The organism is Streptomyces sp. 3MP-14, from assembly GCF_006334905.2.
Lineage (GTDB): Bacteria > Actinomycetota > Actinomycetes > Streptomycetales > Streptomycetaceae > Streptomyces > Streptomyces triticirhizae.
Genome location: NZ_VDLZ02000020.1, coordinates 105658 through 131099 on the forward strand (window position 1 = coordinate 105658; position 25442 = coordinate 131099).

Here is a 25442-nt window from a genome sequence, read left to right on the forward strand (position 1 = left end):
GGCGCCCCGGGACCCCCACGCCTCCCGCAGGCACCCCGGGCGCCGTGCGACGCCCACGCCACAAGGAAGCCCCCACATTCCTGGAGTTGCGCCATGCGACGACATCACGACACCCCCACGCCCCCGCCGCACCCCCGCCGCCGGCGCGGCCGGCTGGTGGCCGCCGCCCTCGCGGTGGCCGTCGCCCCGCTGGGCGCGCTGGCCTGGACGGCCGGCGCGGCCGAGGAGCCAGCCGAGCCGGCCGCCGTTCCGCTGGAGAACCTGACCCTCGCCACCGAGCAGGTCGCCCAGGGCCTGACCCGACCCACCGCCATCGCGGCGCCCGACGACGGCACCGACCGGCTGTTCATCACGGAGAAGGCCGGCACGATCCGGGAGTACGCGCCGGAGACGGGACTGGTCGACGAGCCGCTGGTCGACCTGACCGACGTGGTCAACGGCTCCGGCAACGAACGCGGGCTGCTCGGCCTGGAGGTCGCGCCCGACTTCGCCGACAGCCAGGAGCTGTACCTGGCCTACACCTCGCTGCCCAACGGCGATGTGACGCTGGCCCGTTACGGCCTCGCGGACGACAGCCTGGAGGTGCTGCTCACCCAGGAGCACCCCGAAACCAACCACAACGGCGGCCAGTTGGCGTTCGGCCCCGACGGCTTTCTGTACTGGGGCCTGGGCGACGGCGGCGGCGCCGGCGACCCGGACGGCAACGGCCAGCGCACGGACACCCTGTTGGGCACCATCCTGCGCCTGGACGTGAGCCAGTCCTGCGGTGAACTCGCCTACTGCGTGCCCGAGGACAACCCGTTCGTCGGCGACCCCGAGGCCCGCGAGGAGATCTGGGCCTTCGGCCTGCGCAACCCGTGGCGGTTCTCGTTCGACGCGGCCGACGGCTCGCTGTGGATCGGCGACGTCGGGCAGGGCGCGTGGGAGGAGGTCAACCACCTGGCGGCGGACGGCGGCGGCGCCAACTTCGGCTGGGCCTGCCGGGAGGGCACCGACGAGTTCGACCCGGGCCAGTGCCGGGACGGCGCCGAGTTCACCGAGCCGGTCTTCACCTACTCCACCTCCTCGGAGGGGTGCGCGGTGATCGGCGGCCATGTCTACCGGGGCGCCGAGTTCGCGGAGCTGGCCGAGGGCACCTATGTGGCCACCGACTACTGCTCCAACAGCGCCTGGGCGCTGCGCGCGGACGGCGCGGGCGGCTACGAGGACGCGGTGATCGGGGAGTTCCCGACCCAGGTGACGGCGTTCGGCGAGTCGAGCGCCGGCGAGCTGTATGTGGTGAACGACCTGCCCGGGCAGCTGCACCGGGTGACGTTCGCCGAGGCGGGAACCGGGGCCTGAGCCGAGGCCGGCGGCGCGTGACGCGCTGATCCCGGCGGCCCGCACCCGGCCCGGCGCGCGCCCGCGACGGCGCGCGCCGGGCCGTTCCGCCGCCGGGCCCCGCATCGAACATGTCTGCGCCGGCTGGTCAGACGATCGCTTTTTCCCTACTCTTGAGGAGATTCCGTCAACGACGGATGGACAACTGAGCGCGTGTGGCCCGGGGGAAGTCCGGTGAGAGTCCGGCACTGACCTGCAACCGTGAGCGGCGTTCCCGTGGAGCGCCGTGAGTCGGATCGCCCGGCCCGCGCGTGGTTTCGCTTCTCACTGTCATGGTTCGCAGCGTGGAGCCCACAGCCCTGGCTGGCCGGCCCCCGCCGCTCGCAACGCGCGTGCGTCGGGGTTTTTCGTGCCCGGCCATCGGCGGGGGCCTCGCGCCTCGGGCCTGGGAAAGGTCAGGTCCTTCGATGGCACGCCGTTCGGTCGGCGCCGCCGCGCTCGGTGCGCTGCTGGCGCTGCTGACCGCCCTGTTGGCGCCGGCCTCGCCGGCCACGGCCACGACGCCCGCCGCCCAACCGGCCGCCGGCCGGGCCGCCGCGCCCGCCCTGCCGGGGCTCGCGCGCCCGGCCGCCGGCTCCCCCGGCTTCTGCCCGGACGCCACGGGGGTGACCGTGGTCGTCGACTTCCGCGAGTTGGGCGGGGGCCGGGTGGTGCGCTGTGCGCACGGCCCGCAGGAGGACGGGCTGGCCGCGCTGCGCAACGCGGGCTTCGAGGTGACCGGCACCAACCGCTGGGGCGACTCGTTCATCTGCCGGATCAACGGCCGCCCGGGCGCGGACAGCGAGCCGTGCGTGGACACCCCGCCGGCCACGGCCTACTGGTCGTACTGGCACGCGGGCAACGGCCAGGACTGGACGTACAGCCAGCGCGGCGCGACCTACCGCACCCCGCCCGAGGGCAGCTTCGACGGCTGGTCGTTCTCGCTCGACCGGGACGAGGGCTCGGCCCCGCCGCCCGGCATCGCCGCCCAGCGACCCGCCAACGGCGGTGGCTCCGGCGGGGGTTCGGGCTCGGGCGGCGGCTCGGGTTCGGGCGGTGGCTCCGACTCCGGTGGCACGGACGGGAGTTCGGCATCCGGCGGCGGCGCTGCCTCCGGCGGTAGCGGCAACTCCGGTGGCACGAGCGGCGGTTCGGGCTCCGGCGGCGCTGCCTCGGGCGGCGGCGGGGACGTGGGCGGCGCGCCGGGCGAGGAGAACGCCGGCGGCGCGGACGGCGGGCCCGAGGGCGACGGCGGCGCCACCGAGGGCGACGCGGACGGCGGGGACGGCCGGGAGGACCCGGAGGCGAGCGAGGAGCCGTCGGAGGAGCCGAGCGATGAGGCCACCGACGAGCCCGACGCCGAGGCGGCGCCGCAGCCCACCGAGGCCGCCGAATGGAGCGGCACCGACGAGGAGTTCGAGGAGGAGGCCGCCGCGCGGGACGCCTCGGGCGGCCCGTCCGCCGGCGCCCTCGCCGCGCTCGGCCTGCTGGTCGCGCTGCTCGGCGCCGGCGGTTTCACCGCCTGGCAGCGGCGCCGCCACGCCACGGCCGGGGTCGTGCCCGACACGTCGGACGACGCACCGGACGCACCGGACGCAGCGGACGCGCCGGACGACGAGCGACCGGCCGATGACCGGTGACCGGCGCCGGGCTCGCCGGCCCGCCCGCGCTGCGGTCGCGCGGCGCCGGGCGCGGCCCGCTGCCCCGGGCGCTGCACCCCGGCGCCTGGTGGCTGTGGGCGCTGTGCCTGGCGGTGGTCGCCAGCCGCACCACCAACCCGCTGCTGCTGGCCTGCCTGATCGCGGTCGCCGGCCTGGTGGTGGCCCGGCGAAGGGGCGACGCGCCCTGGGCGCTGTCGTTTCGGATGTATCTGCTGTTCGGCGCGGTGATCGTGGTGCTGCGGGTGCTCTTCCGGATCGTCTTCGGCGGCGGGGGCGGCGAGACGGTGCTGCTGCGCCTGCCGGAGATCCCGCTGCCCGAAGCCGCCGCCGGCATCCGGCTGTTGGGCCCGGTGGCCGCCGAGGAGGTGCTCGGTGGGGCGTATGACGGGCTGCGGCTGGCGGCCATGGTGATCTGTGTGGGCGCGGCCAACGCGCTGGCCAACCCGAAGCGGCTGCTGAAGACCCTGCCGGGCGCGCTGCACGAGATCGGCACCTCGGTGGTGGTGGCGCTGAGCGTGGCGCCCCAACTGGTGGAGAGCGTCGGGCGGGTGCGCCGGGCGCGGCGGCTGCGGGGCGGCGTCGGCAAGGGGCGGCGCGCGGTGCGCGGGATTCTGATCCCGGTGCTGGAGGACGCGCTCAGCCGCTCGCTGGCGTTGGCGGCGGCGATGGCCTCGCGCGGCTACGGCCGCACGGGCGCGGTGACCGGCGGGCAACGGGCGCTGGTCGGCACCCTGGTGGTCGGCGGGCTGCTGGGGGTGTGCGCCGGGCTGTACGGGCTGTTGGACGGCTCGGCGCCGACGGCCCTCGGACTGCCGCTGCTGCTGGGCGGGTTGGCCGTCGCGGTGGCGGGCCTGGCGGCGGGCGGGCGGCGGGTGCGGCGCACCGGCTACCGGCCCGACCGGTGGCGGGCCGCCGAACTCCTCACCGTGGGGGCCGGGTTGGCCGCCGCGCTGGTGATGCACCTGGCCAGCCGCGTGGACCCGACGGATGTCTATCCGTCGTTGACGCCGCTGAGTTGGCCCGAGGTGTCGGCGCTGCCGCTGGCCGCGATCCTGCTCGGCCTGCTGCCCGGCTATCTCACCCCGCCCCCGCCGCCGTCGGAGGTGACCGGGTGATCGACTTCGAGGCGGTCTCCTTCCACTATCCCGACGCGGCCGCGCCCGCCCTGCGGGATGTCGAACTGCACCTGCCCGAGGGCGAGTTGTGTCTGGTTGCCGGCCGCACCGGGGTGGGCAAGTCCACGCTGCTGGGCGCGGTCAACGGGCTGGTGCCCCGGTTCACCGGCGGCCGGCTGGCCGGCCGGGTCAGCGTGGCGGGACAGTCCACCGCCGACCGCCCACCACAGGAGTTCGCCGCGCTGGTCGGCGTGGTCGGGCAGGACCCGTTGGCCGGCTTTGTCACCGACACGGTGGAGGAGGAACTCGCCTACGCCATGGAGCAGTTGGCGGTGCCGCCCGAGGTGATGCGGAAGCGGGTCGAGGAGACGCTTGACCTGCTGGGCATCGCCGAACTGCGGCACCGGGCGCTGCGCACCCTCTCCGGGGGGCAGCAGCAACGGGTCGCGATCGGCTCGGTGTTCACGACACTGCCGCAGGTGCTGGTGTTGGACGAGCCGACGTCGGCGCTGGACCCGACGGCCGCCGAGGAGGTGCTGGCCGCCGTGCTGCGGCTGGTGCACGACCTGGGCACCACGGTGCTGATCGCCGAGCACCGCATGGAGCGGGTGCTCCAGTACGCGGACCGGCTGCTGTATCTGCCGGGCGACGGCACGGTGCGCGAGGGGCCACCGCAGGAGCTGCTGCCCGAGATGGAAGTGGCGCCGCCCGTCGTGGAGTTGGGGCGGGTCGCCGGCTGGCACCCGCTGCCGCTCTCGGTGCGGGACGCCCGCCGCCACGCCCCGACGCTGCGCCGCCGGCTGGCCGGGCAGGGGCCGCCGGCCGGACCGGCCCAGGCCACGCCGGCACGGCCCGTCGCGCTGCGCGCCGAGCGGGTCAGCGTCGCCTACGGCCGGAAGGTCGCGGTGCGCGAGGTGGACCTGACGCTGCGGGCCGGCGAGGTGACCGCGCTGATGGGGCGGAACGGCTCGGGCAAGTCCTCGCTGCTGTGGGCGCTCCAGGGCTCGGGCCCGCGCCGCGCCGGGAGGGTGCGGGTCGGCGAGGCCGACCCGGGGGCGCTGGGCCCGGAGGAGGCCAGGCGGCTGGTCGGGCTGGTCCCGCAGAACGCCGCCGACCTGCTCTACCTCCAGACCGTGGCGGCCGAGTGCGCCCAGGCCGACGCCGAGTCGGCGGCCGAACCGGGCCGCTGCCGTGGCCTGTTGGACCGGATGGCCCCCGGCATACCCGAAGCCGCCCACCCGCGCGACCTGTCCGAGGGCCAGCGGCTCGCCCTGGTGCTCGCCATCCAACTCACGGCCACGCCCGAGGTGTTGCTGCTGGACGAGCCGACCAGGGGCCTGGACTACGACGCCAAGCGCGCCTTCGGGGCCCTGGTGCGCCAACTGGCCGACGACGGCGGCTCGGTGCTGGTCGCCACGCACGACGTGGAGTTCGTGGCCAGCACCGCCGACCGGGTGGTGGTGCTGGCCGACGGCGACCTGGTGGCGGACGGCCCCACCGCCGACGTGGTGTGTGCCTCGCCCGCGTTCGCCCCGCAGGTCGCCAAGGTGCTGCGGCCCGAACCCTGGCTGACGGTGGATCAGGTGCGTACCGCGTTGGCGACGAGGGAGGTGGCGACGTGACGGGCCCGGACGTTCAACTGCCGCAACGCGCGACCGCGTTGCGGGTCGGCCCACGCGCCGCCGTCGTGCTGGCGCTGGCCAGCGTGATCGGCCTGGCGATGTTCTGCTGGCCGCTGCTGCTGCCGCCGCAGCCGCAGGAGGTGGCGCACGCCGACCAGGCGCAGCTGCTGTTCGTGCTGCTGCTGCCGGTGATCCTGGCCGTGGTGCTGGCCGAGGTCTCCGAGGGCGGCATCGACCCCAAGTCCCTTGCGCTGCTGGGGGTGTTGGCGGCCGTCAACGCGGCGCTGCGGCCGCTGGGCGCGGGCACGGCCGGCATCGAGACGGTGTTCTTCCTGCTGGTGCTGGCCGGCCGGGTCTTCGGCCCGGGCTTCGGCTTCGCGCTGGGCAACGTCTCGCTCTTCGCCTCCGCACTGCTGACGGCCGGCGTCGGCCCCTGGCTGCCGTTCCAGATGATGGCGGCCGGCTGGGTCGGGCTGGGCGCCGGGCTGCTGCCGCGCCGGGTGACGGGCCGCGCGGAGATCGCGCTGCTCGCCGGCTACGGGGTGGTCAGCGCCTATGCCTTCGGCTTCTTCATGAACCTGTGGTTCTGGCCGTTCGCCGTGGACGACGGCACCCAGCTGGCGATGGACCCCGAGGCCGGGCCGCTGGCCAATCTGCGCACCTTCGCCCTCTACACGCTGGCCACCTCCAGCTTCGGCTGGGACACCGGCCGGGCGGTGACCAACGCGGTCGCGATCTGCGTGCTGGGCCCGGCCGTGCTGGTGACGCTGCGCCGCGCCGCGCGGCGGGCCGCGTTCGACGCGCCCGTCACGTTCACCCCGCCCGCCCGGCCACGGCCGGCCCCGCCCGTCGCCGCGACGGCCGAAGCCACCACCGAGCCGATCGCCGAACCGGCCACCGAGCCGACCACCGGGCCGGCCGGCGAGCCGACCACCGATCCCGGCCCCGGGCCGGCCGTTCCCCGGCCGGCCCCCGGCCTCGTCCCCCTGTCCCGCTCCCTTGAGAAGGAACGTGAACACTGATGATTCCCACCGCCGTTGACCAGGACGCCCCGGGCCGGCGCCGCAGACCGTGGCGCCGCGCCGCGGCGCTCGCCACCGGGGCCGCGCTGGCCGGCTCGCTGCTGACGGTGCCGGGCGCCGCCGTCGCGGACGCGCCGCCGGAGCTGGAATCCCCGGCGGAGGCCGCCGTCACCTGGTCCGTCGCGCAGCTGACCGACGGCACGCACGCCTCCGAGGACCACGGGCTGACCGCCGACCTGGTGATGGGCTTCGCCGCCACCGGCACGGCCGGCGAGGCCGCCGAGCAGGCCACCGACTGGCTGGAGGCTAACGCCACCGCCTACGCCCGGCGCGGCGGCCCCGAGGCGGTCAACGCCGGCGGCACCGCGAAACTGGCGCTGGTCGCCTCGATCCAGCACCGCGACCCGGGCGACTTCGGCGGGCTCGACCTGACCGGGATGCTGCTGGAGCGGATGAACGAGGACGGCCGCTTCACCGACGCGGCGCCGACCGGCGACATGTCCAACCAGTTCAGCCAGTCCCTCGCCGTCCTCGCGCTGCGCCGCAGCGGCGAACTCCCGGACCAGGCCGTGGAGTTCCTCGCGTCGACCCGCTGCGACAGCGGCGGCTTCCCGCTCTCCCTCAGCCGCCGCCCCGACCGTTGCAACGCGGACACCGACTCCACCGGCATGGCCGTGCAGGCCCTGGTGGACGCCGGCCGGGCCGCCGACGCCGAGCCGGCGCTCGACTGGCTGGAGAGCCAGCAGCAGGACGGCGGCGGCTTCGGCTACAACGCGACCAGCGCGCCCAACTCCAACTCAACGGCGCTGGCCGTCCAGGCGCTGCTCGCCGGCGGGCGCGCCGAGGCAGCCGAGGACGGCCTGGCGTGGCTGCGCGGCCTCCAGGCCGGCTGCGCCGCCCCCGCCGGGGACCGGGGCGGCGTCGGCTACATGGACCCGACCATCGACGGGATGGCGCTGCGCGCCACCGCCCAGGTGATCCCGGCGCTGGCCGAGGTGCCGCTCGGCGAGATCGACGGCGCCGGCGCGGACCCCTCGCCCGGCGTGATCGAGTGCTACCCGGACGACGGCAGCGGCGGCACCCAGGGCACCAGCGATGGCGCCGACGGCGGGAGTTCGGACTCCGGCGCGGACGGCGGCACCAGCGAGGGCGCCAACGGCGGTGACGACGGCGGAAGTTCGGACGCGGGCGCCGACTCGGGCGCGGACGGCGGCGCGAGCGGCGACGCCGACGGCACCGAGCCGCCCGGCGACGACGACCCCAACGAGCCGGGGCCGGCGAGCACTTCGGGTGACCTCTCGGACGGCGGCAGCACCTTCGGGGACTCCGGCGGCTCCGACGGGCTCGCCAGCGGCGGCGGCGACCGCGACGGCAACCTGGCCAGCACCGGCAACTCGACGCTGCCGCTGGTCGGTTGGGCCGCCGCGCTGCTGGCAGCCGGCGCCGGCCTGTGGGCGCTGGCCCGCCACCGGCGCCACCGCTCCGCCTCCTGACCACCGGGGCCGCCCGGGGCGCCACGGCCCCCGGGCGGCCCGGCCCGGAGCGACATCCCGGCACAACGCCCGATGTCAACTTCTCAGCTCAATCCCGCACGTCCCTAAGGAGATTCGCCATGTCCCGGCTCCCGTTCCGCTCCACCACCGCGCACAGACGCGTGCTCGCCACCACCGCCGCGCTCGGCCTCGCCCTGCTGGCCGCCGCGCCGGCGGCCCAGGCCGAGGGGAACGTGTCGGCCGCCGCGCCGATCACCGTCTCCCTCACCGTGACCGGCCCCGACGGGGTGCTCTTCGACGGCGACGTCAGCACCGACGGGCATGTCGTCAACCCGGCCACCGGCGGCGCCCAGCTGTGCGACGGAACCAACAACGGCGCCAACCCCTCCCCCGGCGCCACCCCGACGGGGGCCCTCGACGACGCCGCCGCCGAGCACGGCTTCGCCTGGGACGGCGTCTGGTACCCGTCCTTCGACGACTACCTGGTGACCACCATCGACGGCCAGAGCCAGACCGCCGACGACTTCTGGCTGATCTCCGTGAACGGCACGGCGACCCCGGTCGGCGGCTGCCAGTTCCAGCTGGACGCCGGCGACCAGGTCGACTTCGCCTGGACCCCGATCGGCTGACGTCCCGTCACGACGAACGACCGGTGCCCGGTGAGCCACGTGGCTCACCGGGCACCGGCGCGTCAACGCGGCGCGCACCATCGGGCGCGGTGGGACATGCCGCACGGGCGCGGCGCCGGGGACCATCGCTGCTCTCGGTGTCCGCGACAGGAGTCCGGTCCACGCCCCGACGTGCGCTCGCACCGCCGTGTCGGAACGCGTGAAAGGCTGTTCCCGGGAGCGCCGAAGGTTCCCGGCAACGCAGACCGACCGGAAGGGGCGACGGAGACGGTGTATGTCTCAAGGGTCCGAGTCCATGACATCAAGGGCTTCACCGGGGCGCGCACGGTGGACCTGGAACTGCCGGCGCGGGGCGGCTGGACGGTTGTCGCGGGACGAAACGGCTCGGGGAAGTCGTCCCTTCTCCAGGCGCTGGCGCTGTCGCTGGGCGGCCCCACTGTGGCTCGGAACCTCGTGGCCGACTTCGGCGACTGGGTGTCCACCCGGGCCTCCTCCGGCAGCGTCGAGACGCGGGTGGTCCGGGACGAGCGGGACGCGTTCGGCGGCAGCGGACGGCTACCCGAAGAGAACAGCATGGTGTTGGGCCTGGAGTGGCTCCGACCTGGCGCGCGTGGAAGTGAGCCGGACGGCCTCCGTCCCTCCCTGAAGACGTTCGGTCACCGGGGGGAGACCACGAGCCACTGGGGTCTCAGAGGACCGTGGGCCGAGAACCCCCGGGGGTGGCTGTGCGCGGGCTACGGGCCCTTCCGCCGCCTGGTGGGCGGGTCCGGCGACGCGCAGCGGCTGATGTTGGCACCGGGCCCGGGTCGGATGGCGACACTCTTTCACGAGGAGGCCTCGCTGGCCGAAGGCGTGCCCTGGCTGGTCGACCTGCACCTGAGGCGGCTGGAGAACCGCCCGGGAGCGGCGGAGTTGCTGGAGAAGGTCGTCAGGATACTGGCGGACGGCCTGTTGCCCGATGGCTACCAGGTTCAGCGCGTCGACTCCGAGGGGCTGTGGGTGGCCAAGGAGGAGCGGGGCGGTTCCCCGGCGGAGACGACGTACCTGCTACGGGAGATGAGCGACGGCTATCGCACGGTCGCCGCCCTGGTGCTGGACATCGTCCGCCAGATCCATCTCGCCTACGGGCAGCTGGAGACCGAGCAGCCCGACGAGTCCGAGGGGGATGGCATCGCCGTCACCGCGCCCGGTGTGGTGTTGATCGACGAGGTGGACGCGCACCTTCACGTCTCCTGGCAGCGGCGCATCGGCGCCTGGCTGCGAGCGCACTTCCCCCGCATCCAGTTCATCGTCTCCAGCCACAGCCCGTACATCTGCCAGGCGGCCGACCCGGGTGGCCTGGTCCGGCTCCCTGGAATCGAGGAGCACGAGCCACCGAGGGTGGTGGACGAGGACCTGTATCAGCGGATCGTCTACGGCAGCGCGGATGACGCTGCCCTCTCAGAGCTTTTCGGGCTGGAGACGCCGTACTCCGACCGGGCCGAGCAGAAGCGGCAGCGGTTGGTCGCACTGGAACGGAAGGTCTACTCAGGAGCCGCCACCGAGTGGGAGATCGCCGAATACCAGCAGCTGAGCACGCTGTTGACCAGTTCGTTGGAAACGAGGGTGGCCGAGGTGTCCGCGTCGGTTGGGCGGAGAGGAGTGATCCCCGTCCAGCGTGTCTCCGTTCCCGAACCCACCCGACGCTTACTGGAGAGGCGCGGCGCGAGAATCCTCGAGCGAGGCGGCACGGCAGCAGTGGCGCGCGAGGAGTGGAGGAACGCCGAGGCCGCGAAGCGGGACGTCCGAGCGCTCCTGGGACAGATGGCGCGCGGGGTTCGGCGATGCATGTACTGCGAGGACAGCCTCGGAACGGACATCGATCACTTCCAACCGATCGCGAACGCGCCCCTGCGAGCCTTCGAATGGGTCAACCACCTGCTGGCCTGCTCGCACTGCAACAGCAACGAGAAGCGTGATGCCTACCCCTGCGACGCCGACGGGCTGTGTCTGCTGGTCGACCCGTCCAGAGAGGACCCCGCAGAGCACCTGACCCTTCTGCTGGCGGCCGGCGTGTACGAGCCCCGGACTCCTAAAGGGGAGACGACGATCGAAGTCTTCAAGCTCAATCGGCCCGATCTCGTGCGGGGCCGCAGAAACGCGTTCATCAGCACCGAGTCCAACCTCCAGAGCTGGTACCGCAGGCATCAGGAGGGCAACGAGACGCGGGCGGACCGCATCGCGACGGCCCTTCGGGAGTCCCCCTTCGCCGACGTCCTGCGGGCCATGGAGCGACTCCCCGAGAGAGTGGCGATGATCGTCCTGGAGGAGGAGACCCTTCCCGCGCTGGAGACCTGGCTCACGGGCGGCTTCTCGCGGGTCGTCAGGGATCTCAACTCTTCATCGGAGAAGGGCGGTTGACGGGAGACGGGTCGCGACCCCCAACTCGACGGGCAGCGACGGACGCGCCCGCTCAGTCCAGCCGGGCGTCCAACAGCAGTTCGACGTCCGCGTCCCGCACCGTGAACTCCCGCACGGGCCACGTCCGTTGCGGCAGCCCGGCGCCTGCCTCCGTGGTGTAGGCCGGCACCGAGAGCACGGCGCCCCGGTCCTCGGCGACCAGCAGCTCGACGGTCAGCACCACCCCGTCGGAGAAGACCAGCTCCAGCTCCAGCGGCCTCGGCCGCGCGGCGAAGCCCGCCGGGTCGGCCACCCCCTGCACGCGGACCCTGGCGCCCCGGAACAGATGCGTGTGCCCGCAGACGGCCGGCAGCGGGCCGCCCTCGGCGGGGACGGATGCGGCGGGTCGCGACATGGCTCCTCCGGGGTGCTCCGGCGCGTTGCGAGGCTCGGCCGGCGGCCGGCCGAGGGCCGCCTCACCCCACCCTGCCCCCGCCGGCCACGCCCCGCGCCCCGGACTGCGCCGTCCGCGTGAGCGCGCAGGCGCTGCCGCGCGGGCGCTGCCGCGTGGACCGTAGTCGCCTGCCGCAGGCGCCATCGGGCATGGTTCTCCGTAACGACACGACCGAAAGCCGGGGGGCCACATGGGCAGGGTCGGGACACACCGGCGCGGCGGCGACGGGCGGGCTCCGGGGAACACCGTGTGCGCCATGTCCCCGCGCGGGGCGATTCGTTGAGGCGTCCGGCAGCCGCCGCCCCGCTCCGTCGGCTCCGCCGGCTGCTGATCGGCTGCACCTGTGTCCTCGGAGCCGCGACGCTGATCATCTTCTTACCGGGCGGCTCCTGGGAGCTCTCCCTCCTCGGAGAGGAGTTCCGCGAGGAACTCTGCCGAGCGCAGCTGCGCTCCCAGGACCCTCCCCAACACACCCCTCCCGAGGTGGAGCCCGATCTGGAGTCGCGCCTCCTCCCCGTGCGCACCGTGTGCACCTGGACCGGCGGCCCGCGGGTCGAGGTGCGCCACACCACGACCGAGGAGTGGGCAGTCGACTGTCTCCGCCTCACCCTGCTCGCCGGCGGGGCGGCCCTACTCGCCACGCTCGCCAGCCGGCGGCGGCCTCGTCCCGACAACACGCGCGCGGGGAAACGTCGTTGACACCCCGCACGCCGCGCCGTAGGCGTCGGCGGGGGCCGCCCGCGCCGTAGGCGTCGGCGGGGGCCGCACGCCGCGCCGCCCGCCCGGCGGGGCATACTCCGGGGGATGACGTCGACGGACGGGAGCGTTCCGTGCGGATCACGGTGCTCGGGGCAACCGGTGGGGTCGGGGGCGAGGTGGTGCGCCAGGGGCTCGCGGCGGGCCACCGGGTCACGGCCGTGGTGCGCGACCCGGCGCGGCTGGCGGTGCGCGAGCACGCGGCGCTCACCGTGGTGACCGCCGACGCGCTGAGCGCGGCGGAGCTGACGCCGGCCGTCGAGGGCGCCGACGCCGTGCTCTCCGCGATGGGCGCGGCCAGCCGCAAGGCCCCGCTGCGGGTGGCCACCGGCTCGGCCGAGGCGCTGGTGGCGGCCATGCGCACCGCGGGCGCGCGGCGGCTGCTGGCCGTCAGCGCCGCGCCGCTCAACAGCACCGGCGTCGACCAGCCGTGGCTGACCAGGACGGTGTTCAACGGCCTGCTGTGGCGGGTCTTCGGCGACGCCTACCGCGACCTGGAGGGCATGGAACGGGCGCTGCGCGACAGCGGGTTGGCGTGGACGGCCGTGCGCCCGCCCCGGCTGACCGACGCGCCGGGCCGGGGCTCCTACCGGCTGGTCGTGGACGGCGGCCCGCCGAGCAACAGCGTGGCCAGGGCCGACGTGGCCCGCGCCCTGCTCGACCTGGTCGAACGCGAGGACACCGTCGGCCGGGCGGTCGGCGTCAGCGCCTGACCCGCCGGGCGCGCCGGGCGCGTTTGACGCGCCGGGCGCCCCGGCCAGCGCCGCCGGACGGTCCCGGCGGGCGTCTACTGGGGGCATGGCGAGGGCAACGGCCGACGGAGCGGCCGGCGGAGACGGTCCCGGAGCGGCGGTGCCGGACGCGGTGGCGCCGATGCTGGCGGTGGACGGCCGCCCGCCGACCGGCGCGGCGTGGGCCTACGAGTGGAAGTGGGACGGCTACCGCTGCTGTCTGCGGGTGGCCGCCGACGGCACCACCCGGCTGACCAGCCGCAACGGCAACGACCTCACCCCTACCTACCCCGAGCTGGCCCAGGCGGGCGAGGGCCCGCTGGCCGGCCGCTCGGCGGTGCTGGACGGGGAGATCGTGGCGCTGGGCCCGGACGGCGGCCCGGACTTCGGCCGGCTGCAACGCCGCCACCAGCGGCGGCACCCCGGGCGGGCGCTGCTCGCCGAGATCCCGGTGGTGTTCTTCGCGTTCGACCTGCTGCTGCTGGACGACGAGCGGCTGTTGGACCACCCGTACCGGCGGCGGCGCACCGCGCTGGAGGCGCTGCCGGCCGACCCCGCCGGGCGGATCGCGGTGCCGCCGGCCCAGCTCGGCGCCGACGCCGACCCGGAGCGGCTGCTGCGGGTGGCGGAGCGGCACGGCCTGGAGGGGCTGGTCGCCAAGCGGCTCGACTCCCCCTACCAGCCGGGCCGCCGCTCGCCGCGCTGGGTGAAGACGCCGCTGGTGCGCACGGTCGAGGTGGTGGTCGGCGGCTGGCAGGCGGGCGCCGGACGGCGGGACGGGACGGTGGGCTCGCTGCTGGTCGGCGCGCACGACGAGGACGGCCGGCTGCGCTATGTCGGCCATGTGGGCAGCGGGTTCAGCGAGGCGGTGCTGGCCGACCTGGACGTTCGGCTGGCGGGGCTCTCCCGGGACCACAGCCCGTTCGTCGACGGGGTGCCGGGGCCCCGGGCCCGGCTGGCGCACTGGGTGGCGCCCACGCTCGTCGGGGAGGTGGCGTTCCGCGCCTGGACCCGGGAGGGGCGGCTGCGCCAGCCCTCGTGGCGCGGGCTGCGCCCCGACCGTGACCCAGCCCACGCCCGGTTGCCCTCCCGACCCCGCTGACATGCGAACCGTCGTTAACTTACGCTGAGGGCCATGGAGTCCACCTCACCGGCCGAGCTGGCGGCGGCCGCATCGGCGCTGGTGCCGGCGCGCGGGCGCGCGGTGCTGGGCCTGGCGGGGCCGCCCGGCGCCGGCAAGTCGACGCTGGCCCGTTCGCTCGTGGAGGCGCTCGGCGGGGTGGCGGCCTATGTGCCGCTGGACGGGTTCCATCTCTCCAACGCGCAGCTGGACCGGTTGGGGCTGCGGTCCCGCAAGGGCTCGGAGCCCAGCTTCGACGCACTGGGCTATGCGGCGCTGCTGGCCAGGCTGCTGGCGGCGGCCGGCCGGGAGGAGGTCTATGTGCCGGACTTCGACCGTTCGCTGGACGAGCCGGTGGCGGCGCGGCACCGGGTGGCCGCCGATGTGCGGCTGGTCGTCACCGAGGGGAACTACCTGGCGCTGGACGCCCCCGGCTGGCGTCAGGCCCGCGCCCTGATCGACCAACTCTGGTACGTGGACGCGCCGGAGGAGCTGCGGGACGCCCGCCTTGTGGCCAGGCACCGCCGGCACGGCCGCTCGCCGGCCGAGGCCCGCGCCTGGGTGGACGGCAACGACCGGCCCAACGCGCTGCTGGTGGCGGCCTCCCGGGGCCGCTGCGACCGGGTGGTGCTGGCGGGCTCCCCGGAGAACGACCCGGCGACCCCCGGCGGGCCCGTCCCCCACCCGGCGACCCCCGGCGGGCCGGTCCCCGGCCTCGCGCCCCCCGACCCGGCGCCCCCCAACGGCGCCGAGGACCACCCCTATCCCTCCCCGGAAACGTTCCCGTGAGCCCGCTTAGGGGCTTCTTTAGGGCTCTGGTCTGAACTTTGCTGGTGGACACTTGTCCCCCGTACTCCTACACGGAAGCGCGAGGCCATGGAGTTGACCGTACCCCCCGACGACGGCCTCACCCTGGCCGCCGACTTCCCCCAGGGCGACCGTGAACGGTGGCGCGCGCTGGCGGCCGGAGTCCTGCGCAAGGCGGGCGCCGGCGAACTGTCGGGCGAGGAGGCCGAGCTGCGGCTTGCCACCCGGCTGGAGGACGGGCTGCGCACCCTTCCCCTCTACACGGCGGAGAACGCGGGAGCGGCGCCCGGCTACCCGGGCAGCGCGCCCTTCGTGCGCGGGGGCCGGCCCGAGGGCGGCGCGCTCGGCGGCTGGGAGATCCGGCAGCGCCATGTGCTGCCGGCGCCAGGGCCGTTGAACGAGGCACTCCGCACCGACCTCGAACTGGGCGTCGCCGCGCTGTGGATCGCGGTCGGCGACGGCGGCGTCCCGGTCGCCGAGCTGCCGGCCGCGCTGGACGGGGTGCTGCTGGACCTGGCACCCGTGGTGCTGGACGCCGGGGCCCAGTACCCGGAAGCGGCGCGGGAGTTCCTGGCGCTGCTCGCGGCGCGCGGCGTCGCGCCCGAGGCGGCGCTCGGCGTGCTGGGCGCCGACCCGCTGGGCGTGCGGGCCCGCACCGGGAACCCCGCCGACCTGGGCCCGGCCGTCGAGTTGGCGGTGCGCTGCGCGCGGGAGTACCGGTCGCTGCGGGCGCTGGTGGTGGACGGGCTGCCGTTCCACGAGGCGGGCGCCTCGCCGGCGCAGGAGTTGGGCTGTTCGCTGGCGGCCGGCGTGGCGTATCTGCGGGCGTTGACCGACGGCGGCCTGTCGGTGGACGAGGCGTTGGGGCAGCTGGAGTTCCGCTACGCCGTGGACGCCGACCAGTTCCTCGGCATCGCGAAGCTGCGGGCGGCGCGCGCGCTGTGGGGCCGGGTGGCGAAGGCCAGCGGCGCCTCGGACGCGGCGGGCGCGCAGCGCCAACACGCCGTGACCTCACGGGTGATGATGACCCGTCGGGACCCGTGGGTGAACATGCTGCGCACCACGGTGGCGGCGTTCGCGGCCGGGGTGGGCGGCGCGGACGCGGTGACGGTGCTGCCGTTCGACGAGGGCCTGGGGCTCTCGGACGGGTTCTCGCGGCGCATCGCGCGGAACACCTCGACGATCCTGGTGGAGGAGTCGCACCTGGCCCGGGTGATCGACCCGGCGGGCGGCTCCTGGTATGTGGAGTCGCTGACCGGGGAGTTGGCGGCGGCGGGCTGGCGCTGGTTCCGCGAGATCGAGGCCGCCGGCGGGATGGCGGCGGCGCTGGGGTCGGGTCTGGTCGAGGAGCGGATCGCCGCGACCTGGCGGGAGCGGACGCGCCGCCTGGCGACCCGGCGCGAACCCGTCACCGGCGTCAGCGAGTTCCCGCTGCTGGCCGAGGAGCCGGTGGTGCGCGAGCCGTCCCCGCCGGTGCCCGGCGGCGGGCTGCCGCGCGTGCGGCGCGACGACGCCTACGAGGCGCTGCGGGCCCGTTCCGACGCCCAGTTGGCGGAGCACGGGCAACGGCCGAGGGTCTTCCTGGCAACGCTGGGCCCGGTCGCCGCGCACACCGCGCGGGCCACGTTCGCCGCCAACCTGTTCCAGGCCGGCGGCATCGAGCCGGTCCGCCCGGAGACGCCGGTGGACGCGGCGACGACCGCCGGGGCGTTCGCGGCCAGCGGGGCGACGGTCGCCTGCCTGTGCGGGGCCGACGACGGGTACGCCGAACACGCCGCCGACGTGGCCCGGGCGCTGGCCGAGGCCGGGGCCCGGCGGGTGTATCTGGCCGGGCGGCTGGAGCAACGACCGCCGGGCGTCGACGAGTTCGTCTTCAAGGGCGGCGACGCGGTGGCAACGCTGGACGGGGCGCTCGATGTGATGGGAGTGGCGCGATGAGTGGTGTGATCCCGGACTTCTCCGCGATGGAGTGGGCCGAGCCGCCGGCCCCGCAGACCCCGCAGGCCCCGGGGGCCGACCACGGGGCCGAGGGCTGGGCGGCGGCGGTCAAGGAACGGACCGGGCACTCGGTGCAGGACCTGGTGTGGCACACCCCGGAGGGCATCGACGTTCCCCCGCTCTACACGGCCGAGGACCTGGCCGGTCTCGACTTCCTGGACACCTACCCGGGCATGGCGCCGTTCCTGCGCGGGCCCTACCCGACGATGTACGTCAACCAGCCGTGGACGATCCGCCAGTACGCCGGGTTCTCCACCGCGCAGGAGTCCAACGCGTTCTACCGCCGCAACCTGGCGGCCGGCCAGAAGGGCCTGTCCGTCGCGTTCGACCTGCCGACCCACCGTGGCTACGACTCCGACCACCCCCGGGTCACCGGCGACGTCGGGATGGCGGGCGTGGCGATCGACTCCATCCTCGACATGCGGCAGCTCTTCGACGGCATCCCGCTGGACCGGATGTCGGTGTCGATGACCATGAACGGCGCGGTGCTGCCGGTGCTGGCGCTGTACATCGTCGCCGCCGAGGAACAGGGCGTGCCCGCCGCCAAGTTGGCCGGCACGATCCAGAACGACATCCTCAAGGAGTTCATGGTCCGCAACACCTACATCTACCCGCCGGGCCCCTCCATGCGGATCATCTCCGACATCTTCGCGTTCACCTCCCGCGAGATGCCCCGCTACAACTCGATCTCCATCTCCGGCTACCACATCCAGGAGGCCGGCGCGACGGCCGACCTGGAGCTGGCGTACACCCTGGCCGACGGCGTCGAGTACCTGCGCGCCGGCCAGGCCGCCGGCCTGGACGTCGACGCGTTCGCGCCCCGGCTGTCGTTCTTCTGGGGCATCGGGATGAACTTCTTCATGGAGGTCGCCAAGCTCCGCGCCGCGCGCCTGCTGTGGGCCAGGCTGGTCAACCAGTTCGAGCCGAAGAACCCCAAGTCCCTCTCGCTGCGCACCCATTCGCAGACCTCCGGCTGGTCGCTGACCGCGCAGGACGTGTTCAACAACGTGACCCGCACCTGTGTGGAGGCGATGGCGGCCACCCAGGGCCACACCCAGTCGCTGCACACCAACGCCCTCGACGAGGCCCTCGCGCTGCCCACCGACTTCTCCGCGCGCATCGCCCGCAACACCCAGATCCTCCTCCAGCAGGAGTCCGGCACCACCCGGGTCATCGACCCCTGGGGCGGCTCCGCCTACGTCGAACGCCTCACCGGCGACCTCGCCCGGCGCGCCTGGGCCCACCTGGAGGAGATCGAACGGGCCGGCGGCATGGCCAGGGCCATCGACGCCGGCATCCCCAAGCTCCGCGTCGAGGAAGCCGCCGCCCGCACCCAGGCCCGCATCGACTCCGGGCGCCAGCCCGTCATCGGCGTCAACAAGTACCGCGTCGCCGAGGACCGGGCCATCGACGTGCTCAAGGTCGACAACACCTCCGTGCGCGCCCAACAGATCGACAAGCTGCGGAGGTTGCGCGCCGAACGCGACGAGGACGCCTGCCGTGCCGCGTTGGACGCCCTCACCCGCGCCGCCGCCGGCGACGGCAACCTCCTGGAACACGCCGTGCGTGCCGCCCGCGCCCACGCCAGCGTCGGCGAGATCTCCGACGCGCTGGAGAAGGTCTACGGGCGGCACACCGGCGACGTCCGTACCATCTCCGGCGTGTACCGACACGAGGCAGGAGCCTCCTCCGCCATCGAGACCACCCGCGCCCGCGTCGACGCCTTCGCCGAGGCCGAGGGGCGCCGACCCCGCATCCTGATCGCCAAGATGGGTCAGGACGGCCACGACCGGGGCCAGAAGGTCATCGCCACCGCGTTCGCCGACCTCGGCTTCGATGTGGACGTCGGCCCGCTCTTCCAGACGCCGGCCGAGGTCGCCCGGCAGGCCGTCGAGGCCGACACCCACCTCGTCGGCGTCTCCTCGCTGGCCGCGGGGCACCTGACGCTGGTGCCGGCGCTGCGCGAGGAGTTGGACGCGGCCGGCCGGGAGGACATCGGCATCGTCGTCGGCGGGGTCATCCCACCCGACGACGTGCCCGCCCTCCACGAGGCGGGCGCGGTCGCGGTCTTCCCCCCGGGAACGGTCATCCCCGAGGCGGCCCTCAAGCTGCTGGACCACCTGGCGGAGACCCTGGGCCACGAGACGCGCAGCGCGTAGCGCTGCGCTGATAGTGGCGGGAGGGCCCGGCCGGGCCCGGGGGCCGGCGCGGGGCGCGCGGCGCGCGGCGCGGCCGACTGCGGAGCGCCGCCGGCGCGGGGCGCCGGCGGGCGCCGGAGCTGGGGCCGGCCGGGCCGTTGCCGTTGCCGTTGCCGTTGCCGGCAACTCGCGGATACGGCAACGGAGTTCCCGCACCCCGCGTGCCCCGGGGCCCAGGGCTCGTGCGGGGCAGTCCCGGGGAGTCTCGGGGCCGGCCGGGCCACTGCCACGCCACTGCTACGCCCGCAACTCGCCGTCATGGCAACGGAGTTACCGTCCGCACGGCGGAGGGCCCCCAGGCCCGAGGGCTCGTCCGGGCCGGTCCCGGGGAGGCCCAGTGCCCAGTGCCATGGGCATCCTCCTCGCTGTCGCCCGCGAACTCACGGGTGGCGCACCAGAATTCGCGCCCGCTCGATCGAGTGGCCCGGGGCCGCTCACGGCCAGCCGCGCCCTCCCGCGCGGCCGTGAACCTTCGGCAGCGCCCCGGAGTTCTCAAACCCGCCCGGCCCGGTGGCCCAACCCCTTTGACGACCCGCCGCACGGGCCCCTACGCCCGACCACCTCCCGGCTCCGCACCGTCCCCGTGCCCGGGAACGCCGTCCCCATGGCAGCCGTACCGTTGGCCGTGCCCGTGAACCTGCCCCCGCCGCACCGGGCTTCGGGCGCCCGCCCGGCCGGTGGCCAGGCAGCGTCGACGACGCGCCGCATGAGTCCCGGCGCGCGGGAACTGCGCGGCGCCGTGTCGGAGTCCGTACCGGCCTCGACATCGGGCTCATGTTCGGCCCCGTTGACGACCGGCCGCACGGTGCCGTGCCGGGTAACTCCGCCGCATCACACCGAAGTTCACCCCGGTTCGTCACCGGACTCACGCCCGGGGCCATTCACTCCACCGTGTGCCCGTCGGCGGCCGGTGGCCACCCGTGCCGTTCCTCCTGCGGCCGACTCCCCCACGGCGACCGCGCCCCGGGCCCGTTGACAACCAGCCGCACGATCCCCGCGCCCGGGAACTGGCCTGCGCCACGCCGGAGTTCGTGCCGGCCCCGGCTCCGGGGCCCACGCCGGGGCCATGGACGGCCAACCGGGCGCGCCCCTCGCCCGAGAACTGGCCTGCGCCGCACCGGAGTTCGTTCCGGCCGCCCCGGCCCCGGCCCCGGCCTCGGGTCGGGAGGCTCGGGACCCACACCCCCGGCCCTGGAGGGGCCGCCCGGCCCCGAACGGCCCCGGGCCCGAGGCCGGCCAGCGGCCGGCGGGCCCCCGGTCAACCGGCGGAGCCCCCCGCCCGGGCCAGCACCGTGTCAACGCCGAGGTCCGCCCGGACGAAGGCGGGGAACTGGTCAGCCGCGCAGCGCACTTCGTGCCAGCCGGGGCCGGTCAGCGGCGGGCAGCCGACCAGCGGGGTCCACTCGCCCTCCGGCACCCACAGCCGCCGGTGGCCGCCCGGCTCCAGCACCGGGGCGACCAGCACGTCAGGGCCGAAGAGATACTGCGCCCACGCGTCCCGCGCGTTCCGGTCGCCCGGGTACGCCAGCGGCATCGGCCGCATCAGCGGCAGTCCCTCCGCCGCGCCGCGCTCCGACGAGGCGGCGACATAGCGCCGCAGCCGGCTCCGCAGCCGGCACGCGGCCACCGCCGCCTCCCCGAACGGCCCCTCGTACGCGGTCGGTTCGCGGCGGCCGAAGCCGTGGAAGCGGGTCAGCGGGGAGAACGCCGCCCACTGCGCCCATCGCCCGTACAGCTCGGGGTCCACGTCGGCGTGCGCCGCGTTCGGCGTCATCGTCGCGCGCAGCTCCCGCGCCCTGCGGTAGGACGCGGGGGTCCAGTAGCCGCCGGCGTCGTGGGTGACGACCGAGCAGCCGCTGAGCGACATGGACAGCACCGCGCGCAGCGTGGAGACCAGCCCGGTCCAGCTGGAGGGCAGGTCGCCGGCCCAGTGCGCCGGGTCGCGCTGCGAACCGGCCGTCCCCGAACGGGAGATGGCGACGAAGTCGCCGGCCCGCGCCCGGCGGCCGGCCTCGTGGACGGTGTCCTGGTAGATCAGCCCGTAGGTGTTGTGCCAGTCGGCGCCCCGGTGGCCGTCGGCGAAAACGGCGTCGTCGGGGATCTCCTCGCCGAAGTCGGAGAGCACCGCCGCGTTGTGCTCGGTGCGCAGCGTGGTGGCCAGCCGTTCGCACCACCACTCGCGGGCCTCGGGGTGGGTGAAGTCCACGGCGCAGATCCCCGGGTCGTCGGCGACGGAGGCCGGGTTGCCGGTGCCGTCGCGCACCAGGTAGCCCCGGGCGGCGAGTTCGTCGCCGAGCGGCCCGTCCCGTTTCACATACGGGTTGATCCACAGGCTGAGCCGGACGCCGCGTTCGGCGAGCCGGTTCGCCCAGCCCTCGGGGAAGCGGGCGCGGTCGGCCTCGGTCGACCAGGACGGGTTGTCCAGCACGGACTGGTCGAGCCACTCGTCGACGTGCACCACGTCAACGGGGCAGTCGGCGCGCCGGAGTTCGTCGACGGTCTCCACCACCTCGTCGGCGGTGAAGTAGGAACTGCGGCTCATCCACACGCCGAACGCCCACTCGGGCAGGGTGCGGGGCCGGCCGGTGAGCGCGAGGTAGCGGCGCAGGATGGTGGGCGCGTCGCCGGAGAGCAGGAACAGGTCCAGGTCCTCGCCGTCGATCCGCAGGCAGGCGGCCTCCGAGTGGGTGGCGCCGAGGTCGGCGTCGACCTGGGCCCCGGTGTGCGCGAACAGGCCCCAGCCGGCGTCGGACCACAGCAGGGGAACGTTGAGGTAGGCGGAGTCCCGGCCGCCGTCCCGGTTCTGCTCGGTGTTGCGCATCCGGCGGTAGCGGCCGCGCAGGTCGATGCCCTGGTAGCTCTCGCCGCCGCCGTAGACGGCCGCGCCCGGCGCCAGATGGACGGTCTCCACCCAGCCGGCCGGCCGTTCGGCGGTCGCCGGTCGGTAGCCGGCCAGGCAGGGCACGGTCTCGGCGCGGGGTCGGGCGAACCGGGCGAACGCGCCGAACCGCAGCCCCTGCACCACCTCGCCCGGCGCCCCGCCGTCCCAGTGGGCGGCGACCTCGGGCCCGGTGATGTCCACGCCTTCGGGCGTCCTGGTGAGGGTCGCCGGCCGGTCCTCCAGCGGCAGCAGCATCGGGCTGCCGTCCTCGTCGAGCCCCGGCCCGACCGAGCGCAGCCGCAGCACCCCGGGCACGGGAACGGTCGCGACCAGCCGCACCACGCGGCCCGAGCCCAGGGTGACCAGCAGCTCGCGGCCGTCGGCCGAGACCTCGGCCGCCACATAGGGATCGGTCCCGTGGTCGTGCTCCGGGTGGTGCTCCTGCTTCATCGGGGCCGCTCCTCCCTGCGTGTGACCCGCACGCGTGACCCGCCGGGGGCGCCGCCGGGGGCGCCGCGCCGAGTACCCGGGCGCGGAGCGGGCAAACGCGGAACATCCGACCGTGCGGCACGGTACGAGGAGAGGATGGCCCGGTGACGGAAGTGGTGCTGTTGTTCGTGGCGCTGGCCCTGACGCTGGCCTGCGCGGTCTTTGTCGCCGCCGAGTTCTCCCTGACCACCGTGGAGCGCGGGCAGTTGGAACGGGCGGCGCGCGAGGGGCAGAAGGGCGCGGCGGGCGCGGTGCGGGCCGTGCGGCAGCTGACGTTCCAGCTCTCCGGGGCGCAGCTGGGGATCACGGTGACCTCGGTGGTCATCGGGATGCTGGCCGAGCCGTCGGTCGCCGCGCTGCTGCGCGGGCCGCTGCGGGACACCGGCCTGTCGCCCTCGCTGGCCTCGTCGCTCGCCGTGGCGCTGGGCGTGGCGCTCTCGACGGTGGTGCTGATGGTGGTCGGCGAGCTGGTGCCGAAGAACTGGGCGATCTCCCGCCCGGTGCCGGTGGCCCGCGCCATCTCGGCGCCGCAGCGGCTGTTCACGGCGGCGTTCGCCCCGTTCATCCGGCATCTCAACGAGATGGCCAACCGGCTGGTGCGGGCCTTCGGGATGGAGCCGACGGAGGAGCTGGCCTCGGCCCGCACCCCGCAGGAGCTGGTGGCGCTGGCCCGGCACTCGGCGGCCGAGGGGGTGCTGCCCAGGGACTCGGCTGAGCTGTTCGTGCGGACCCTGCACCTGGCGGAGCTGACGGCGGAGAACGTGATGACGCCCCGGGTCGCGGTGCGGGCGCTGCCGACGACGGCGACGGCGGCCGACGCGGCGGCGCTGACGTTGGAGACGGGCCTGTCGCGGTTCCCGGTCTTCGAGGGCGGCCTGGACGAGGTGGTGGGCGCGGTGCACATCAAGGACGTGCTGGCCGTCGAGCGCGGGCGGCGCGCCGAGACGCCGGTGACGGAGCTGCTGACGGAGGCCGTCCTGGTGCCGGACAGCCTGCCGGTGGACCGGCTGCTGGAACGGCTGCGCGGCACGCGCTCGCTGGGCGTGGTCGTGGACGAGTACGGCGGAACGGCGGGCGTGGTGACGTTGGAGGACATCGTGGAGGAGGTCGTCGGCGAGGTCCGCGACGAGCACGACCCGGCGGAGACGCCCGACCTGGCGCGGACCGGGCCCCGGCGGTGGGAGGCGGGCGGCAGCGCGCGCCTCGACCAGCTGGCGGCGATCGGGCTGACCGTGCCGGAGGGCCCCTACGAGACGGTCGCCGGGCTGCTCGCCACCGAACTGGCGCGGATTCCGGAGGTCGGCGACACGGTGGAGGTCGGCGACTGGCGGCTGACGGTGCTGCTGACGGCCAGGCACCGGGCGGAACGGGTGGCGATCAACGCGCCAGAGGACGCGGCGCGGCCGGCGGGCGGTGAGCCGCGATGACCGTCTTCCAACTGACGCTGGGCGCGCTGTCGATCCTGGTCAACGCGTTCTTCGTGGGCGCCGAGTTCGCCCTGATCTCGGTCCGCAGGGACCAGATCGAGCCACGCGCGGAGGCGGGCGAACGGGGCGCGCCGACGGTGCTGTGGGCGCTGCGGCACCTGTCGGCCATGATGGCCACCGCGCAGCTGGGGATCACCGCGATGTCGCTGGTGCTGGGCGCGGTCGCGGAGCCGGCGATGGAGCACCTGCTGGAGCCGGTCTTCGAACTGGTCGGGGTGCCGCACGGGCTGGTGCGCCCGATCTCGTTCGCGATCGCGCTGTGCGTCGCGACGTACGCGCACATGCTGTTCGGCGAGATGGTGCCGAAGAACATCGCGCTGGCCGCGCCGGAGCGGACGGCCCTGCTACTGGGCCCGGCGCTGGTGGCGCTGACCCGGGCGCTGCGGCCGGTGATCTTCGGGATCAACTCGTTCGCGAACCTGCTGCTGCGGCTGCTGCGGGTGGAGCCGAGGGACGAGGTGACGTCGGTCTTCACGGAGATGGAGCTGGCGGAGATGGTGGCTGACTCCAACGCGGCCGGGCTGCTGGCCGCCGAGGAGAGCGAACGGCTGCGGGACGCGCTGGAGTTGGGCAGCAGGACCGTCACGGAGATCATGGTGCCGACGGGCCGGATGGTGACCGTGGGGCACCGGGTGACGCCCCGCCTGCTGGAACGGGCGTCGGCGGCCTCGGGTTACTCGCGGATGCCGGTGACCGGGCCCGGGCGCACGGTGTTGGGCTTCCTCCATGTGAAGGACGCGCTGGCGGCGAACGACCGCGACCGGGACCGCCCGTTCCCGCGCCGCGCGCTGCACCCGGTGGTGCAGGTGCGGCTCGACACCCGACTCGACGACGTCCTGACGGCGATGCGCGCGGCGGAGACCCACCTGGCGTCGGTGGTCAACGAACGCGGCACGCTGCTCGGGTTCGTGACGATGGAGGATGTCCTGGCAGAGCTGGTCGGCTGACCGGAGCCCGGGGTGCCCCCTGGCGGGGCGCCCCGGGAGCCCGGGGCCCAGGGGGCCCCGGGCGGGGGCGGCGGCCCCGCCGGCCTGGCGAGGGGCCGGGGGGACGGGGTATCCCGCGCGGGCGGGGAGCAGGGCCGGGGTCTACTGGGACGCGGTCCGGGTGCCGGGAACATCCCCGCCCGGGCGGGGAGCAGCACGTCGTCCAAGAGGACGGTGGCGAGGCGTTGGGACCATCCCCGCGCGGGCGGGGAGCAGGTGGCAGCTGTACGAGCGCGGCGGCACTGGAGAGGGACC

General features: G+C 75.2%; 17 protein-coding genes, 1 CRISPR repeat array and 1 riboswitch (1 of these 19 running past the window's edge). Of the genes, 15 read left to right on the forward strand and 2 right to left on the reverse strand.

The features are described 5' to 3' along the window. Window positions 1-93: 93 nt before the first annotated feature. The 8 genes from FH609_RS27680 (at window position 94) to FH609_RS31965 (ending at window position 11301) form a co-directional block, all read left to right on the forward strand. Window positions 94-1341: a PQQ-dependent sugar dehydrogenase gene (locus tag FH609_RS27680; protein WP_139673545.1), complete on the forward strand. Its 1248-nt coding sequence runs from the start codon at window positions 94-96 to the stop codon at window positions 1339-1341. 202 nt (window positions 1342-1543) lie between these two features. Next, window positions 1544-1622, forward strand: a riboswitch (cobalamin riboswitch). Window positions 1623-1787: 165 nt separating this feature from the next. Beyond that, the gene (locus tag FH609_RS31960; protein ID WP_226961999.1) at window positions 1788-2999 is read left to right on the forward strand and encodes a hypothetical protein; all 1212 of its coding nucleotides are present in this window, start codon (window positions 1788-1790) and stop codon (window positions 2997-2999) included. Continuing rightward, the gene (locus FH609_RS27695) at window positions 2996-4135 is read left to right on the forward strand and encodes a CbiQ family ECF transporter T component (RefSeq protein WP_139673548.1); all 1140 of its coding nucleotides are present in this window, start codon (window positions 2996-2998) and stop codon (window positions 4133-4135) included. The genes FH609_RS31960 and FH609_RS27695 overlap by 4 nt, the downstream gene beginning before the upstream one ends. Continuing rightward, window positions 4132-5757, forward strand: a complete 1626-nt coding sequence (locus FH609_RS27700; protein WP_139673551.1) for an ABC transporter ATP-binding protein — start codon at window positions 4132-4134, stop codon at window positions 5755-5757. The genes FH609_RS27695 and FH609_RS27700 overlap by 4 nt, the downstream gene beginning before the upstream one ends. Further along, entirely contained in the window at window positions 5754-6779 is a 1026-nt protein-coding gene (locus tag FH609_RS27705; protein WP_319789627.1) for an ECF transporter S component, read from the forward strand. The genes FH609_RS27700 and FH609_RS27705 overlap by 4 nt, the downstream gene beginning before the upstream one ends. After that, window positions 6779-8272: a prenyltransferase/squalene oxidase repeat-containing protein gene (locus tag FH609_RS27710; RefSeq protein WP_139673554.1), complete on the forward strand. Its 1494-nt coding sequence runs from the start codon at window positions 6779-6781 to the stop codon at window positions 8270-8272. Before FH609_RS27705 ends, FH609_RS27710 begins: the two co-directional genes overlap by 1 nt. A 119-nt stretch (window positions 8273-8391) precedes the next feature. Beyond that, a complete protein-coding gene (locus FH609_RS27715; RefSeq protein WP_139673557.1) occupies window positions 8392-8901 on the forward strand; it encodes a DUF4430 domain-containing protein in 510 nt (169 codons plus the stop codon). Window positions 8902-9171: 270 nt separating this feature from the next. Continuing rightward, window positions 9172-11301: an AAA family ATPase gene (locus tag FH609_RS31965; protein WP_226962000.1), complete on the forward strand. Its 2130-nt coding sequence runs from the start codon at window positions 9172-9174 to the stop codon at window positions 11299-11301. Between the two features lie 52 nt (window positions 11302-11353). On the opposite strand, the gene FH609_RS27725 is transcribed toward FH609_RS31965, so the two are convergent. After that, the gene (locus FH609_RS27725; protein WP_139673560.1) at window positions 11354-11695 is read right to left on the reverse strand and encodes a hypothetical protein; all 342 of its coding nucleotides are present in this window, start codon (window positions 11693-11695) and stop codon (window positions 11354-11356) included. A gap of 869 nt (window positions 11696-12564) precedes the next feature. Here FH609_RS27725 and FH609_RS27730 point away from each other — a divergent pair. The 5 genes from FH609_RS27730 (at window position 12565) to scpA (ending at window position 19305) form a co-directional block, all read left to right on the forward strand. Next, window positions 12565-13203, forward strand: coding sequence for an NAD(P)-dependent oxidoreductase (locus tag FH609_RS27730; protein ID WP_139673563.1), 639 nt, complete (start codon window positions 12565-12567; stop codon window positions 13201-13203). Window positions 13204-13288: 85 nt separating this feature from the next. Then, entirely contained in the window at window positions 13289-14323 is a 1035-nt protein-coding gene (gene ligD, locus FH609_RS27735) for a non-homologous end-joining DNA ligase (protein ID WP_139673566.1), read from the forward strand. 33 nt (window positions 14324-14356) lie between these two features. After that, window positions 14357-15130, forward strand: coding sequence for a nucleoside/nucleotide kinase family protein (locus FH609_RS27740; protein ID WP_139673569.1), 774 nt, complete (start codon window positions 14357-14359; stop codon window positions 15128-15130). Window positions 15131-15223: 93 nt separating this feature from the next. After that, on the forward strand, window positions 15224-17086 hold the full coding sequence (locus tag FH609_RS27745; RefSeq protein ID WP_139673635.1) for a methylmalonyl-CoA mutase family protein: 1863 nt from the start codon (window positions 15224-15226) through the stop codon (window positions 17084-17086). Then, entirely contained in the window at window positions 17083-19305 is a 2223-nt protein-coding gene (gene scpA, locus FH609_RS27750) for a methylmalonyl-CoA mutase (RefSeq protein WP_139673572.1), read from the forward strand. Before FH609_RS27745 ends, scpA begins: the two co-directional genes overlap by 4 nt. 1297 nt (window positions 19306-20602) lie before the next feature. Here scpA and FH609_RS27755 read toward each other — a convergent pair. Next, window positions 20603-22675 carry a glycoside hydrolase family 31 protein gene (locus FH609_RS27755; protein ID WP_139673575.1) on the reverse strand — a complete coding sequence of 691 codons (2073 nt, stop codon included), beginning with the start codon at window positions 22673-22675 and terminating at the stop codon, window positions 20603-20605. Between the two features lie 143 nt (window positions 22676-22818). Between FH609_RS27755 and FH609_RS27760 the strand changes: the two genes are divergently transcribed. Next, a complete protein-coding gene (locus tag FH609_RS27760; protein ID WP_139673578.1) occupies window positions 22819-24141 on the forward strand; it encodes a hemolysin family protein in 1323 nt (440 codons plus the stop codon). Continuing rightward, window positions 24138-25148, forward strand: a complete 1011-nt coding sequence (locus FH609_RS27765) for a hemolysin family protein (protein ID WP_139673581.1) — start codon at window positions 24138-24140, stop codon at window positions 25146-25148. Before FH609_RS27760 ends, FH609_RS27765 begins: the two co-directional genes overlap by 4 nt. 164 nt (window positions 25149-25312) lie before the next feature. Beyond that, a CRISPR array of direct repeats spans window positions 25313-25442; the repeat unit is 30 nt; it runs 328 nt beyond the window's last position.